Genomic DNA, 14,829 nt, shown 5'->3' on the forward strand with positions numbered 1-14,829 from the left:
CGACGCCACTGGGGGCGCGGTGGCGCGCTTGTCAGGCGATGCCGGTGAGCAGGGTGCGGGCGAGGCCGGCGGCGAAGTCGCCGATGCTCTTCGGCGAGCCCTCCTCGCCCATGAAGTGCCGCAGGAAGGCCCGCTGGTAGCAGGCGCCGAGAAGCAGCGCGGCGGCCGACTCGGGGTCGGCGTCCGCGCGGATATGGCCGTCGGCGCGCAGGACGTGAAAGAAGCGGGCGAGCGCGTCCAGCGGCTTGTGCGGGCCCGCGCCCAGCTTGCGCAGCCCCTCGCGGTGGCGCTGGAGCAGCGCCGGTTCCGCGAAGAGCGAGGAGCCGATCGGCATGCTCGCCTCGTAGAACAGCGTGGCGTTGTGGGCGATGTCGGTGAGGCACTGCTCGGCCGTACGCTCACCCAGGTCCTCGGACAGCTCCGCGATCAGGGAGCCCAGCGCGGGCAGCCGCTCCTGCAGGACGCAGATGAAGAGCTCCTCCTTGCCGGAGAAGTGCCGGTAGAGGGCCGCCTCCGAGCATCCGGCCTCACGGGCGATCTCCTTGGTGGTGACGCGGGCGAGGCCCATCGTGCGCATCAGATGCTCGGCGGCCGTGAGGATGCGTTGCCGTGTGCGAGCGCCGGCGGCGGTGCGCTGATGGGGCATGGGAGCGGTTCTTCCTTTCGGCGGTCCCGGGCTTTGCCCGCGCGGAGAGCGGGTACTCATCCTATGATGTGAGTGAGTGCTCACCAACTTATGGGGGATGTCTCATGAAGCTCACCGTCTTCGGAGCTACCGGCGGCACGGGCAGAGAGGTCGTCCGGCAGGCGCTGGACGCCGGGCACCAGGTCGCCGCGGTCGTGCGCGATCCCGCGCGCCTGCCCATCAGCCACTCCGCGCTGGAGGTGGTGACCGCCGACGTCACCAGCCCCGAAGCGCTGCGCCCCGCGCTCGCCGGCCGGGAGGCCGTCATCTCGGCGCTCGGGGCGAACAGCCGCAAGGAGGCGGGCATCGCGTCGATGGCGCTGCGGTCGATCCTGCGGGCGATGGACGCGAGCGACGTGCGCCGGCTCGCGGTCCTCAGCGCGGTGCCGGTCGGCCCCGTCCCCGAGGGGGAGGCCCTGTGGTACCGGGCGATCGCGCTGCCGCTGCTGCGCAGGACCCTTCGCGACGTGTACGCCGACCTCGGGGCGATGGAGCAGGAAGTCCGGCACAGCGCGGTCGAGTGGACCATCGTCCGCCCGCCCCGCCTGACCGACAAGCCGCTCACGGGCACCTACCGCCGGGTCGTCGGGGGGAACGTGCCGCGCGGCTACACGATCTCGCGGGCCGACCTGGCGCACGCGCTGCTCGCGGTGGTGGACGACCCCGCGACGGTGAAGCAGGTGGTCGGGGTGGCGTACTGACCCGCGCCCACGACGTGCCCACCTGCCGGAGTGACGCCACGCCGGCGGGGGTGAGGGCATCGGGCGATCACCCGCGAGCCCCGATCGCTAGTCTGGCCGCACTGCCGTCCGGACGAGGGAGTGCGATGTCGTACGCGCCCAGGTCGATCGCGGGTGTCGAGGTGATCCCGCTGTGCGACGCGGTGGGCCCGATTGGGGGTGACCTCAGGCAGCCGGTGCGAGAGATCCTCTCCGGGGGCTCGCCCGACGACTGGGCCAGGGTCCCCGGCGACGACTGGGTCCTGCACTTCCGCTGCTACCTGCTGCGCGACCGCGCGGGGCGTACGGTCCTGGTGGACACCGGCATCGGCGGGTCGGACTCGCCCGCGTCGAGCTGGGCGCCCGTGCCAGGGGGCCTGATGGGCGAGCTGGCCGCGCGGGGCGTCGCGCCGGGGGACGTCGGCACCGTGGTGCTCACCCACCTGCACAGCGACCACGCCGGCGGCGCCGTGGCCGACGGCGTCCCCGCGTTCCCCGACGCCCGGCACGTCCTCCAGCGGGCCGAGGTCGACTGGATCGAGGGCACCGGTCCGCATCCCATCCTGGAGCGGGTGCTCCGCCCGCTGACCGGGCTGGTCGACGTCGTGGAGGGCGACGCCGAGGTCGTCCCCGGCGTCCGCGTCCGGCTCGCACCCGGTCACACGCCTGGCCACCAGGTGGTCGAGATCGGGACGCTGACGCTGACGGGCGACGCGGTGCTCCATCCCGTCCAGCTCGTCAACCCGGCGATCACCTACGCCCACGACCTCGACCCCGAGCTGGCGGTGTCGACCAGGGAGGACCTCCTGCGCGAGGTGCGCGCCCGCGGCGGCCTGATCGGCACCGGGCACTTCCCCGAGGCCTTCACCGAGCTCGGCCCTATTTCGTGATCGTCTCCGCCGTGTCCCGCACCTTTCCAAGGCCCTCGCTGAGCTGGGAGATCAGCTTGCGCGCCTTGCCGCGATAGCGCAGCACCTGGACGGCGCCGAGGATCCAGACGGGGTACTGCACGGCGAAAGCCCAGCGGTAGGCCGGAAGGCCGACGCCGCCGCGGAGGTCCAGCGCGATGCCGATGAGGGCGATCACCGCCATGGTGGCGACGAAGCCGCCGCCGTTGACGATGCCGGTGGCCACGCCGATGCGCGTGGCCGGGTTGAACGTCCGGGCGAAGTCGAACCCGATCATGGAGCCAGGGCCGTTCCCGGCGAGCACCACCACCAGGACCACGAGCAGCCAGACGGGTGCGCGCCCCGGCCACAGCAGCACGGCGGTCCAGGCCCCGGCGGTCGTGCCGATGACGATCAGCACCATGCGCGACCGGTGGAAGGGGTGGCGTCCGGCGAGGTAGCCGAGCACGGGCCCGCACGCCATGCCCAGCAGGGTGAGCGTGGTGAGCAGCACGCCCGCCGTGGCGGGCCGCAGCCCCTGGCCCTCGACCAGGAACGGGTAGCCCCACAGCAGCAGGAACGCGGCGGCGGACGACTGGGTCGCGGCATGGGTCCACATGCCGAGGCGGGTCCCCGGCTCGGCCCACGCCTCGCGGAGGCGTGGGCGCTCGGCCGCCTCCGCCGGGCGGGAGTCGCGCAGCAGCACCGCCACCAGCGCCAGGGAGAACCCGCCGACGGCGGCGGCGGTCAGGAAGGTGGGCGTCCAGCCGTAGCGGTGCAGGCCCTGGATGAGCGGCACGGCCGAGGCGATCGCGCCGAGCTGCCCGAGCAGGCCGGTGAGCTGGACGATCAGCGGGTTGCGCCGCGCGGGGAACCAGACGCTGACGAGCCGGATGACGCTGATGAACGTCATGGCGTCGCCGCAGCCCACCAGGATCCTGCCGCCGACGGCGTCGAGCAGGCCGCCTGAGAGGGCGAAGACGAGCTGGCCGCAGGCCATGACACCGGCCCCGATGAGCAGCATCCGCTTGGAGCCGAGCCGGTCGACGAGCATGCCGACGGGGATCTGCATCCCGGCGTACACCAGGATCTGGAGCATGGCGAGCATCGAAAGCCCGGTCGCCCCGACGCCGAGGCGGAGGCCCGCTTCGATGCCGGCGACGCCGAGCGACTGGCGGTGGAAGACGGCGACGGCGTAAGCGAAGACGCCGATGACCCAGATGATCCAAACCCGTCTGGGTACCCGCTCGCCCGCCATGATGGAATATTTTACTGTTTGGTCGTTTCTGAACTGTTACCGGGATCTTTGTCCCAGGTGCGCGACTACGGGGCCGGCCCTTGAGGGAGTGGCGCCGTCCTCGGCGTTACGGTCGGATCATGGCTGCGATCTCGTCTGACCTCTTCTACGAACGGATCAACAAGACCCTCGCGAGTTCGGGGGCGCTCATCACCGATCCGTCAGGCCGCGTGCTGCTCGTCAAGCCCAACTACCGCGACCACTGGCTCTGGCCCGGCGGTCACGTGGACGAGGACGAGACTCCGGACGAGGCGTGCGCGCGCGAGATCACCGAGGAACTGGGGCTCACCCTGCCGGTCGGCAGGTTCCTGGGCGTGCACTGGGTGCCGCCGTTCTCCGAGCGCCCGCTGCCCCTGGTGCACTTCCTGTTCGACTGCGGCACCCTGCCGGGCGCCGAAGGCGTCATCCTCCAGGAGGAGGAACTGGACGAATGCGGCTTCTTCGACGTGGACGAGGCCAAGGCACTGATGCCGTCCTACCTGATCCGCCGCCTCCACGCCGCCCTCGAAGCGAAGGCCCAGGGCACGACCTTCTACCTCACCGGCGGCTCCCCTGACTACGCCCTCTGAGCCGGACAGGAGGTGATCACGATGCGTCTATTCTCGCCTACGAAGATCAGGTTCGCATCGCGGGTGGAGGACGCTCGCGGCAGAGGGTGCGCGGCGGGTCGAGTCCCCGGCGTAGCAGATTGGGAGCTTCCTGTTGAACAGTGCCGAGGGGCCCTTCCGTCTGATCGTCACGGGGGGCGGGACGGGGGGCCACACGTACCCCGCTCTCACCGCGGTTCGCACACTCCAGGCCAGGCTCGCGGCCACGGGCAGGACCGTTGACGTCCTGTGGGTCGGAGCGGCTCACGGCCTGGAGGCCCGCGTCGCCCCGGCCGAGGGGATCGCTTTCGCCGCGGTCGCCACAGGCAAGGTACGCCGGTCAAGCAATCCGCTGAAGATGATCTCACCTGCCAACCTGGCCGACATGTTCCGCGTGCCGCTGGGCGTCGCGCAGGCCCGCTCGATCGTCGCCCGTTTCCGCCCTGACGTGGTGCTGTCCACAGGCGGCTACGTCGCCGTCCCGGTGGGTCTGGCGGCCAAGCTGTGCCGCCGTCCCCTGGTGGTCCACGAGCAGACGGTCCGCCTGGGCCTGGCCAACCGGCTCCTCGCCCGCGCCGCGAGGCGGATCGCGGTGTCGTCGGAATCGACCGTGCCGCTGCTGCCGGAGTCCGCCCGCGCGATCGCCACCGTCACCGGGAATCCCGTACGGCCCGAGGTGCTGCGCGGCCGTCCGGACCGGGCGGTGGCGGCCCTGGGCATCGCGGGCTTCGACGGGCTACGCCCGACCGTCTACGTCACCGGCGGCGCCCAAGGATCGCAGCAGATCAACGGGCTGGTGACCGACATTTTGCCGTGGCTGCTGTCCCAAGCGAACGTCGTCCACCAGTGTGGGCCCGCGAACGTCGAGGACATGCGCCGGCGTGCCGCGGAGCTCCCGGGGGATCTGGCGGCCCGCTACCTGCTCACCGGCTACGTCGGCGCCGAGCTGCCTGATGTCCTGGCCCTGGCCGACGTGGTCGTCTCCCGCAGCGGCGCGGGCACGATCGCCGAACTGACCGCGCTGGGCAAGGCCGCGGTCCTCGTCCCACTGGCCAGTTCCGCCGCCGGCGAGCAGACGCACAACGCGCGACACCTGGCCGAGGCCGGCGCCGCGGTCGCCCTGCTCGCCGAGGTGTCCCCGGACGCCCTGAGGGAGGCTGTGGCCCCGCTGCTCGCCGACCCGGGCCGGCGAGCAGCCATCGCGACGCGGGCCCGCTCTCACGGTCGGCCCGACGCGGCAGACCGGCTCGTCGACATCTTGCTGTCCGTCGCCCCGCGATGAGCGGGTCGTCGAGTGGGCGTGGGGGTCAGGGGATGTAGATGTTGGGCTGGGCCGGGGTCGTCATGCCGTTGCCGATGAAGAAGCTGGGGTGGGGCGGCTGGTTGTAGGCGGTGTTCTGCCAGGCGATGGCCTCGCGGTACTGGGTGTCGTGCATCAGGGTGAAGACGCGCCGGTCGGTCACGGCCGTCGTCGTGTAGACGCGCAGCGCCGTGTTGTCGGTGGTCGGCCAGACGATCTCCTCACGCCAGTCGCCGAACAGGTCGGCCGACAGCGAGGGCGTCGCCTTGGTGCCGTTGTTGGAGTGGACCCCGGAAGCCGTGAGCAGGCGGCTCTCGCCGCTGGTCGTGTACTTGTCGACCTGGGTGCGGTCGACGAGCTCGCGCACCGGGTCGGCGTCCCACCAGGCCAGGAAGTTCATCGAGGAGGGCTTGCGGCCCACGTTGGCGCCCTTGGTGTTCAGCAGGCCGTCGGCGGCGGCGGACCACGACTCGGCGCCCGCGCTGCCCGACCAGATGTCGCCTGAGACGCCGCGCCCGTTGTCGCCGTTCGACGGGGTCGTCCACAGGATCTGGCCGGTACGGGCGTCGGCCATCCACGAGCTCGGCTTGCTGCCGTCCTCGTCGACCTTGAACACCTCAAGGCCGGACCGCGACGGGTCGAGGTCGCCGACGTGCATGGCGTCTCCGTGGCCGTTGCCGGTGTTCCACAGGCCCCTGCCGGTGTCGTCCACGCACATGGCGCCGTAGACGATCTCGTCCTTGTGGTCGCCGTCCACGTCCGCGACGGACAGGTTGTGGTTGCCCTGGCCCGCGTACGCGCTGTTGCCCGAGCTGCTGGAGTCGAACGTCCACCGCTTGGTCAGCGTGCCGTTGCGGAAGTCCCAGGCCGCGATGACCGTGCGGGTGTAGTACCCGCGCGCCATGACCAGGCTGGGCCTGGTGCCGTCCAGGTACGCCGTCGCGGCCAGGAACCGGTCGACCCGGTTGCCGTAGCTGTCGCCCCAGGACGACACGGTGCCACGCGGAGGGTCGTAGTTCACCGTGGACATCGCGGCCCCGGTCTGGCCGTTGAACATCGTCAGGTACTCGGGCCCGGACAGGATGTAGCCGGAGCTGTTGCGGTAGTCCGCCGAGGAGCTGCCGATGACCCTGCCGGTGCCGTCGACCGTGCCGTCCGCGGTCTTCATGGCGACCTCGGCCCTGCCGTCGCCGTCGTAGTCGTACACCTGGAACTGCGTGTAGTGGGCTCCGGCGCGGATGTTGCGCCCGAGGTCGATCCGCCACAGGCGGGTGCCGTTGAGGCGGTAGGCGTCCACGTAGACGTCGCCGGTGTAGCCCGACTGAGAGTTGTCCTTGGAGTTCGAGGGGTCCCACTTGAGCACGAACTCGTACTGGCCGTCGCCGTCGAGGTCACCCACGCCGGCGTCGTTCGCGCTGTAGGTGTAGGCGACGCCGTCGGGCGACGTGCCGCCGGACGGGGGCTGTATGCGCACGTCGAGGTAGTCGCCGCCCCCGAAGCGGAGCGACGGCTCCGAGGCGGCCTGCTCGGCGCCGTTGACGACCGGGCGCACGGTGTACGACGCGTCCGCCGCGGCGCCGCTGTCGAAGTAGTTCGTGGAGCCGGTGATCGGTGAGGAGTTCAGCTTGGTCGTGCCCCGGTAGAGGTTGAAGGCCACGCTCGCGGGGTCGGTGCCCAGCATGCGCCAGGTGACGAAGTTTCCGCTGCCGGACCTGGCGCTGATGAGCCCCCGGTTCAGCCTCTCCGCCTGGCGCGCGTTCGCCGCCGGGGTCGTGGACGTGGGGGTGGGCGTCGGGGTCACGGTGGGCGTCGCCGTGGGGGTCACCGTGGGGGTCGCGGTCGGCGTGGCGGTCGGTGTCGGCCCGGTGGAGCCCGTGCAGGTGACGCCGTTGAGCGCGAACGAACCGGGGACCGGGTTGCTGGAGTTGTTCCACGAGCCGTTGAAGCCGAACGAGGTGCTCGCGCCGGTGGCGAGCGCGGAGTTGTAGCCGGCGTCGGCCGCGGTCACCTGCGCACCGCTCTGGGACACGGTGGCGCTCCATGCCTGGACGACCTGCTGGCCCGCGGTGAAGTTCCACACGAGCTTCCAGCCGTTGATCGCGTCACCGAGGTTGGTCACGCTGACGTCCCCGGTGAAGCCTCCGGCCCATTGGGAGGACACCGTGTAGTCGACCCGGCAGCCCGCGGCGGCGGCCTCGGCTCCGGCCGAGACGGTCGTGACCGCGGCGGCCAGCGTGATCGCCGCCGATCCCGTGACCACCAGTCGACGCATCGGGGATTTCGCGATGTGGCGCATGACTCTCCCTTTCACGAGAGATTTATCGAAGCGCTTCAATTTCCACGATCGGTAAATCTGCCAGGGCGGCCGCCTGCGAATCCGGATCTGGACGGGAACCTAGATGAACGCACGCGAAACCGCCATTTGGGCGGTCTCACGGCCGTTCTTCCGATCAGTGAGGCCGCGGGGGTAAACCAGTGCTCACCTGGGGGTATCAATGCGACGCCGCGAGTCTCCGGCATGAGAGGTGCTGAAACTTTCAACGGCCGAGCGTGTCTGCGACGGGGAGTGACGGTATTGGGTACGGACCCCGGTACGGCCGGAAACGGAGACCCCGGAAACAGTGGTCCGGCGCACGGCGGTACGGGGGACGGAACCCCGGGGCACCGTGGTTTCGGGGAGGGGGGAGGAGGCTTCCGGTGGTGGCGGCCGTTGTCCAGGTGGCTTCTGGAGGGACCGTCGACCAAGGACGCGCACGCGACCCCCTCCAGGCAGCATTCCTGGTGGCGCGTCATGTGCCTCACCGGGGTGGACTACTTCTCGACCCTGGGGTACCAGCCGGGCATCGCCTTCCTGGCCGCGGGCCTGCTGTCGCCCATCGCCACGCTGGTGCTCGTGGCGGTCACGCTGTTCGGCGCGCTGCCGGTCTACCGCCGCGTCGCGGAAGAGAGCCCGCACGGGCAGGGCAGCATCGCCATGCTCCAGCGCCACCTGCCGGGGTGGCCCGGGAAGTTCCTCGTGCTCGTGCTGCTCGGCTTTCTCGCGACCGACTTCATCATCACCATAACCCTCTCGGCCGCCGACGCCACCGCGCACGTCATCGAGAACCCCCTCGCGCCTGGCGTGCTGCACGGTCACAGGATCGGCGTCACGCTTGCGCTCGTCGTGCTGCTCGCGGTGGTGTTCCTCGCCGGGTTCAGCGAGGCCATCGGCATCGCGGTGGGCCTGGTCACCGTCTACCTGGCCCTCAACCTGGTCGTCGTCGGGGTGGCCTTCCAGCACCTGCTCGCCGCGCCCGGTCCTGTGCTCCACTGGGAGGCGCTGCTGACCGCGCGCTACTCCAGCCCGCTCGTCATGATCGGCGTGGCGTTGCTGGTCTTCCCCAAGCTGGCGCTGGGACTGTCGGGCTTCGAGACCGGTGTCGCCGTGATGCCGCTGATCCGGGGCTCGGGCGACGACGACCCCGAGCGTCCCCTGGGCAGGATCAGGGGAGCGAGACGACTGCTCACGACGGCGGCGTCGACCATGAGCTTCTTCCTCATCGCCAGCAGCTTCACCACGGCCGTTCTCATTCCCCCCGGGCAGTTCGCGCCAGGTGGCAAGGCCAATGGCCGTGCCCTCGCCTACCTCGCCCACAGCTACCTGGGCGAGGGATTCGGCACGGTCTACGACGTCAGCACGATCACCATCCTGTGGTTCGCGGGGGCGTCGGCCATGGCAGGCCTGCTGACGGTCGTGCCGCGCTACCTGCCGAGGTACGGCATGGCGCCGCACTGGGCCACGGCCACCCGCCCGCTCGTCCTGGTCTTCACCGCCGTGGCGTTCACCATCACGATCATCTTCAGGGCCGACGTGGACGCCCAGGGCGGCGCGTACGCCACGGGTGTGCTCGTCGTGATCCTCTCGGCCGCGCTGGCCGTGACGATCTCGGCCCACCGGCGGCGAGATCGGCGAGGGGTCGTCCACTTCGGCGTGATCACGCTGGTCATCGCCTACACCGCGGTCGCCAACATCTTCGAGCGGCCCGAAGGCATCAAGATCGCTTCGTTCTTCATCGGCACGATCATCCTGACCTCCTTCGTCTCCCGGGCCACCCGGTCGCTCGAACTGCGGGTGGAGGAGGTCAGGCTGGACGAGCGCGCGCGGGAGTTCGTCCGGGAGGCGGCGGCACCGGGGCAGCTCGTCCTGGTCTCCACCAACCCGGACGAGCGCGGACGCGTCGACTACCACGCGAAGGAACGGCGGTCCCGCCGGCTGCACCGCCTGCCCGCGGACGTACCCGTGCTCTTCCTTGAAGTGACGATCGGCGACGCCTCGGAGTTCAGCAGCACGCTGGAGGTCAAGGGCGAAGAGCGTGAGGGCTGCCGCTTCCTCACCACCCGGAGTCCCTCGGTGCCCAACTCGATCGCCGCGATCCTCCTCCACCTGCGGGACATGACCGGTCTCAATCCGCAGATCTACTTCCACTGGCCCGAGGGCAATCCCGTGCTCGCCCTGCTCGGCTATCTCATCCTCGGCGGAGGCGACGTCCCCCAGCTGACCCGGGAGATCCTCCGCAGGGCCGAACCCCGCGCGGACCGGCGTCCCCAGGTCCACGTCGGCTGAAGACGCCACGCGCACCATAGGGCGCCACGCGTACCGCTGAGGTCAGGATGCCGGCAGGCTCGTCTCCATCAGCCGGCGCTCGAACCACGAGATGGTGCGCAACAGCCCGGTGGTCACGTCGATCTCGGGACGCCAGCCGAGCCGGCGCGCGGCCAGAGACGTGTCAGGGCGGCGGACGCCCGGATCGTCCACCGGCCTGTCGACGAACGCGATCGGCGACGACGACCCCGTCAGGTCGCGGACGATCGTGGCGAGCTGGAGCATCGACAGCTCAGAGGGGTTGCCGATGTTCACGGGTCCCTCGAAACCGCTGTCGGCCAAGGTGAGCACGCCGTGCACGGTGTCGTCGACGTAGCAGATCGACCGGGTCTGGCTGCCGTCCCCTGTGACGGTGATCGGCTCCCCGTGCAGGGCCTGGCGGACGAAGGTCGGGATGGCCCGCCCGTCGTGGGGCCGCATGCGCGGGCCGTACGTGTTGAAGATGCGCACGATGGCCGTGTCCACGTCATGGGAGTTCCGGTAGGCCGTCGTCAGCGACTCGGCGAACCGTTTCGCCTCGTCGTACACGCTGCGCGGCCCCACAGGGTTGACGTTCCCCCAGTAGGTCTCGCGCTGCGGGTGCTCCAGCGGGTCCCCGTACACCTCGCTGGTCGAGGCGAGTACGAAGCGGGCGTCCTTCTCCCGCGCGAGGCCCAGCGCGTGCAGCGTGCCGAGACTGCCGACCTTGAGCGTGGCGATCGGATGGCGAAGGTAGTCGGTCGGCGACGCGGCCGAGGCGAAGTGCAGCACCAGGTCCACCTCACCCGGCACGTGGACGAAACCCGTGAGGTCGCACTCCACGAGCCGGAACCTCGGGCGGCCCATCAGGTGCTCCACGTTGGCCGGCGAGCCGGTGAGGAAGTTGTCCATGCAGATCACGGAGTCGCCCTCGGCCAGCAGGCGCTCGCACAGATGCGAGCCGAGGAATCCCGCGCCTCCGGTGACCACCACCCGGCGTGCCGTCATGGAACGCTCACCCCCATCAGGTTCACGACGGCATCCAGTAGCGCTTCGGTGCCGATCTCCAGCAGGCCCGCATCGGGCCGTCGAGTCCGGGGAAGGAGCATGGCCTCAACCTTCCGCCGTGGCGAGCCTGTCCAGGCGGTCGCCGACCAGGCCGCGGTACACCGATTCCGTCTGGGCGGCCACGAGCGGCCAGCCGTACCTCGACCGCGCGCGCCGCATCCCGGCGGTGGCGAGCGAGGTACGCGTGTCGGGCCTGGCCAGCAGGTCGCGGAGCACTTCGGCGAGGACCCTCGGGCGTCGCGGGGGCACCAGGACGCCGCAGCCGGCCACCGTGTCCAGGTGCCCGCCGACCGCCGACGCGACGACCGAGACCCCGCAGGCCATCGCCTCCAGCGGCACCATCCCGAACGGCTCGTACCACGGCGTGGCGACCACGACCTGCGCGGACCGCATGAGGGCGGGTACGCCCGCGCGGTCCACGCCGCCGATCAGGCGCACCCGCCCGTCCAGGCCGGACGCGGTGGCCAGCCTGCCGAGCCGCAGCGCCTCGTCGTCGCCGGGCTCGCCACCCGCGATGATCAGATGGGCTCCTGGCACGTGCGGCATCGCCTCGATGATCGTGTCGACGCCCTCGCTGGGGACGAGCCTGCCGATGCTGAGGATCCGGATGTACCCGTTCTGGTCGGCGTGCCGCATGATGGGGCCGTCCGGGCGGAACAGCCCGAGGTCGACGCCGCAGGGTACGACCGTGACACGGTCGACCGGCACACCCAGCGCCGTGAGCTCCTTGAACTCGTCGGTGCAGGTGGCGATGACCGCGGACGCGCGCTGCCCGATGTCGTACTCGATGGCGACGCGGCTCGGGGGGCTGGGGTCGGCCGTGCCCTGCCAGCGCCGTTCGACCGCGCCGAGCGCGTGGAACGTCTGGACGACCGGTACGCCCAGCTCGCCGGCCGCCGTGAGCGTGGCCATCCCGCTCATCCAGTAGTGGGCGTGCGCCACGTCGGGCCGTTCGGTCTGCCAGCGTCGCGCGAGGTAGGCGGCGAAGGCGGGCATGTAGGGCAGGAGCTCGTCCTTGGGGACCGGTTCGGGCGGCCCCGCGGGAACGTGCTCGACGGTCACGCCCGGTGCCATCGGGGCCGTGCCGGGGTCGTCCTTGTCCGTGCGCCGCGTGTAGACCGTCACCTCGTGCCCGAGCGTGGCGAGCGCGGCGGCGAGGCCCGCGACGTGGACGTGCTGCCCGCCCGAGTCCACCCCTCCGGCCGCGGCCAGCGGGTTGGCATGTTCGGACACCATGGCGATCCTCATCGCGCCGCTGCCCGATCATGAAACATGGCGTTGATCCCCAGAACCCGCATCGGCTTACCTCCGTTGGGCGGCAGGGAGTCTGGTTACCGAGAGCAGCGGCGGCTAAACGCGGCTTTGCGCATAAGTCGAGGTATACAGCATGGAATCTTGAGATTTGTCACGCTAAGTATCGGCTGGCTGGGTTTTATCGCCGTACGGCCCGGGTAGCCAACGCTCGGGGGAACGGCTGCGGAGGTCGGCAGTACCGACCGGGGTTTTCCTTCGCGGACGATGAGATTTTTCGAACGGAAGGGTGTCCGGTCAGTCAGCTTTCGAGGACTTCCCTGACGCCGGCCGCATAGCGGGTCTGGGCCGAAAGCCACTGGGTCGAAAGCTATGACCGGAAACGGGGTGGTCATGGCAAGGGGCGGTGATGGTCCAGCTTCGGGTCAGTGACGGGGGTCGCTCCACGTGGAGGCGTCGGCGCAGATGCGGATCTCCACGATCCTGCTGATGTGCCGGCCCCCGCACCGGTCGCCCGGCACCACGAGGTGAGGCCCCTGCTCGTCCAGGTCCCGCCCGTCCATCTGGACGGCCAGCAGCACCTCCGCGTTGCCGAACTCCGGATCGATCTCCCCCCACGACAGCACCGCGTGGTGACCGTCGCCCCCCAGCACCGAGACCAGGAACCGCAGCCGGTCCTTACGCCCGGACGCGTCGAAGGTCGGCTCGGCCGCGCGGGCCACGTCCACCAGAAGCGGACCGGCGAAGTGGTGCCGCCGTACCCCCGACCTCCGGCAGAGGAACGTCGCCTCCGCCTCCCGCTGCGGCATGCCCCGAAGGTCCTCCACGGTGAGCTGCCCCGGCGCCCGCAGGTCACCCGCCAGGCGTACCCGTGCGCGGGGGGACACCCCGTCCGAGAGTCCGATCAACGTGGGCTGCATCAGCCCCTCCTCGCCACCAGGCCACGCACCCGCGCATGGGGCCGTATTAACACAGCATGCCCTCCCCTTGACTAATCAACAACCCATATGCCAGCTAAATGAGGCATATGGGTTGCATATTCGAAAGACAGCCGGAATCCTCCCTCGCATACGCCTAAGTGCCGGGTGAAGAGCAGGTCAGGGGCTGCTGGTGAGGAATCGCTGCGGCAGGTTGAGTATGGCGGTGGCTCCGTCAGGGTCCGCGAGCCGGGCGGCCAGGGTGCGCTCGGCGAGCCGTGGCGGGAGGGCGGCGTTGAACTTCAGGCCTTCGATGGCCTTGGAGTCCGGTTCGGGCAGGCACAGGCCCACGGCCGCGTTCCCGACGGCGGACCTCCAGGTCTGCCTGGTCACGTCGGTCCTCAGGAGTACCTGACGTATCGCCTGCATGAGCGGGAAAGAGGCTCCTTGGGGAAGTCCGCCGGTCTGCCATCGGGCGCGCCCGCCGCGTTCCGCCGCTTCCACGAAGCAGCGGCGGCGCTTCCAGTCGATCCAGGTGACCCGCCAGCTCCGGCCCGCGAGGAGGAGCAGGCGCGGGCCTGCCTCGCGGTCGGAGAGCAGCGACGGGTCGGTACGGCCGAGTTCCGTACGGCCGTGCAGGACGGTGAACTGCGGTGCGGCGGTGAAAACGGTGGTGAGTTCCATGAAGTGGCGGTGTCCGAAGACCTTCTCGGCCGCGGGCCCGATGAAGAGCATGCCGCCGTCGGTGTCGACGAAACCCGCGGAGAGGAGGTGCCAGGCCCGCGATCCGCCGTTCTGTTAACGCCTCTTCAACGGCAGATCCCTGGGATCGATTCGGCGATCTCGGGCGGCTGACGTCTACATCCACGACTGAACCCGCGCACCGCAGCGCCCCTGTCCTCCATGGAGGCAGGGGCGTCCTGCTGTCCGGCTGCGGACGATCAGCCCGGCCCGCGAGCATGGGCGGCATGGACACCGAGTTGAGCGCCGCCATCGCCGCGTTGGTCGAAAGCCTCCAGGGCCGAAGCGGATCCCCGTGAAGGGCGCTGCCCAACGGCACTTCGGGCTGCCCGCGAGGCTTGCCGGGCACTGCTGTGGTCGAGAAGCCACATCGGTCCGTCCGGTTCCCGGTCGCGGTAGTCGGCGTCAGGTGGGTGGCGAGGCTTCTGCCGTTTGAGAGGACAGGCGCCACCGGGCCCAGACGGTCTTGCCGGGGCCGTCGGGGAGCGGGGTCAGGCCGCAGTCGTGGGCAAGGGCGTCGACGATGGTCAGGCCGCGGCCGTGTATGGCCTCGATGCCGAGGTCCAGGTGACGGGGTTGGTCGGGACCGTGATCGGTCACGCGGACGCACAGCTCGCCGCGCCCCAGCCACAGGGACAGCCTGACCGGGGGCTCGCCGTAGGTGATCGCGTTGGCAAGTAGTTCGCTAGTAAGTCTTGGAAATGTACCTCTTCTGTTACAGAACACCTGGTCACGGTGGGGTTGCTGTTCACCTACAGTGCCCCGTCTGCCTGGCCG

13 protein-coding genes are annotated in these 14,829 nt (G+C 70.4%); 5 read left to right on the forward strand and 8 right to left on the reverse strand.

Features of this window, described 5'->3' with window-relative positions; translation table 11 throughout:
• Positions 1-31 precede the first annotated feature (31 nt).
• Entirely contained in the window at positions 32-646 is a 615-nt protein-coding gene (locus tag AB0B89_RS13170) for a TetR/AcrR family transcriptional regulator (protein WP_358551823.1), read from the reverse strand.
• Between the two features lie 104 nt (positions 647-750).
• Between AB0B89_RS13170 and AB0B89_RS13175 the strand changes: the two genes are divergently transcribed.
• Together AB0B89_RS13175 and AB0B89_RS13180 are read left to right on the forward strand one after the other, a co-directional pair.
• A complete protein-coding gene (locus tag AB0B89_RS13175; RefSeq protein ID WP_358551825.1) occupies positions 751-1,386 on the forward strand; it encodes an SDR family oxidoreductase in 636 nt (211 codons plus the stop codon).
• 125 nt (positions 1,387-1,511) lie between these two features.
• Positions 1,512-2,294 carry an MBL fold metallo-hydrolase gene (locus tag AB0B89_RS13180; RefSeq protein ID WP_358551827.1) on the forward strand — a complete coding sequence of 261 codons (783 nt, stop codon included), beginning with the start codon at positions 1,512-1,514 and terminating at the stop codon, positions 2,292-2,294.
• Here the strand turns inward: AB0B89_RS13180 and AB0B89_RS13185 are convergent.
• Positions 2,284-3,549: an MFS transporter gene (locus AB0B89_RS13185; protein ID WP_358551829.1), complete on the reverse strand. Its 1,266-nt coding sequence runs from the start codon at positions 3,547-3,549 to the stop codon at positions 2,284-2,286. The two genes, AB0B89_RS13180 and AB0B89_RS13185, sit on opposite strands and share 11 nt — an antisense overlap.
• A 119-nt stretch (positions 3,550-3,668) precedes the next feature.
• On the opposite strand from AB0B89_RS13185, the gene AB0B89_RS13190 reads away from it, so the two are divergent.
• Both AB0B89_RS13190 and AB0B89_RS13195 read left to right on the forward strand, forming a co-directional pair.
• On the forward strand, positions 3,669-4,157 hold the full coding sequence (locus tag AB0B89_RS13190; RefSeq protein WP_358551831.1) for an NUDIX hydrolase: 489 nt from the start codon (positions 3,669-3,671) through the stop codon (positions 4,155-4,157).
• Positions 4,158-4,290: 133 nt separating this feature from the next.
• The gene (locus tag AB0B89_RS13195) at positions 4,291-5,457 is read left to right on the forward strand and encodes a UDP-N-acetylglucosamine--N-acetylmuramyl-(pentapeptide) pyrophosphoryl-undecaprenol N-acetylglucosamine transferase (RefSeq protein ID WP_358551833.1); all 1,167 of its coding nucleotides are present in this window, start codon (positions 4,291-4,293) and stop codon (positions 5,455-5,457) included.
• A gap of 25 nt (positions 5,458-5,482) precedes the next feature.
• On the opposite strand, the gene AB0B89_RS13200 is transcribed toward AB0B89_RS13195, so the two are convergent.
• Entirely contained in the window at positions 5,483-7,771 is a 2,289-nt protein-coding gene (locus AB0B89_RS13200) for a cellulose binding domain-containing protein (RefSeq protein ID WP_358551835.1), read from the reverse strand.
• Between the two features lie 414 nt (positions 7,772-8,185).
• Here AB0B89_RS13200 and AB0B89_RS13205 point away from each other — a divergent pair, with 414 nt between their 5' ends.
• On the forward strand, positions 8,186-10,078 hold the full coding sequence (locus AB0B89_RS13205) for an amino acid transporter (protein ID WP_358551837.1): 1,893 nt from the start codon (positions 8,186-8,188) through the stop codon (positions 10,076-10,078).
• A gap of 42 nt (positions 10,079-10,120) precedes the next feature.
• Here AB0B89_RS13205 and AB0B89_RS13210 read toward each other — a convergent pair whose 3' ends face one another.
• The 5 genes from AB0B89_RS13210 to AB0B89_RS13230 all read right to left on the reverse strand — a co-directional run bounded on the left by AB0B89_RS13210 (position 10,121) and on the right by AB0B89_RS13230 (position 14,778).
• Positions 10,121-11,083 carry a UDP-glucuronic acid decarboxylase family protein gene (locus AB0B89_RS13210; protein ID WP_358551839.1) on the reverse strand — a complete coding sequence of 321 codons (963 nt, stop codon included), beginning with the start codon at positions 11,081-11,083 and terminating at the stop codon, positions 10,121-10,123.
• 105 nt (positions 11,084-11,188) lie between these two features.
• Entirely contained in the window at positions 11,189-12,379 is a 1,191-nt protein-coding gene (locus AB0B89_RS13215; RefSeq protein WP_358551841.1) for a glycosyltransferase, read from the reverse strand.
• 440 nt (positions 12,380-12,819) lie between these two features.
• Positions 12,820-13,314 carry a hypothetical protein gene (locus AB0B89_RS13220; protein WP_358551843.1) on the reverse strand — a complete coding sequence of 165 codons (495 nt, stop codon included), beginning with the start codon at positions 13,312-13,314 and terminating at the stop codon, positions 12,820-12,822.
• A gap of 177 nt (positions 13,315-13,491) precedes the next feature.
• The gene (locus AB0B89_RS13225; protein ID WP_358551845.1) at positions 13,492-14,046 is read right to left on the reverse strand and encodes a hypothetical protein; all 555 of its coding nucleotides are present in this window, start codon (positions 14,044-14,046) and stop codon (positions 13,492-13,494) included.
• Positions 14,047-14,457: 411 nt separating this feature from the next.
• Entirely contained in the window at positions 14,458-14,778 is a 321-nt protein-coding gene (locus tag AB0B89_RS13230; RefSeq protein WP_358551847.1) for an ATP-binding protein, read from the reverse strand.
• Positions 14,779-14,829: the final 51 nt, after the last annotated feature.

This window comes from Sphaerisporangium sp. NPDC049002, assembly GCF_040649355.1.
Taxonomy (GTDB): domain Bacteria; phylum Actinomycetota; class Actinomycetes; order Streptosporangiales; family Streptosporangiaceae; genus Sphaerisporangium.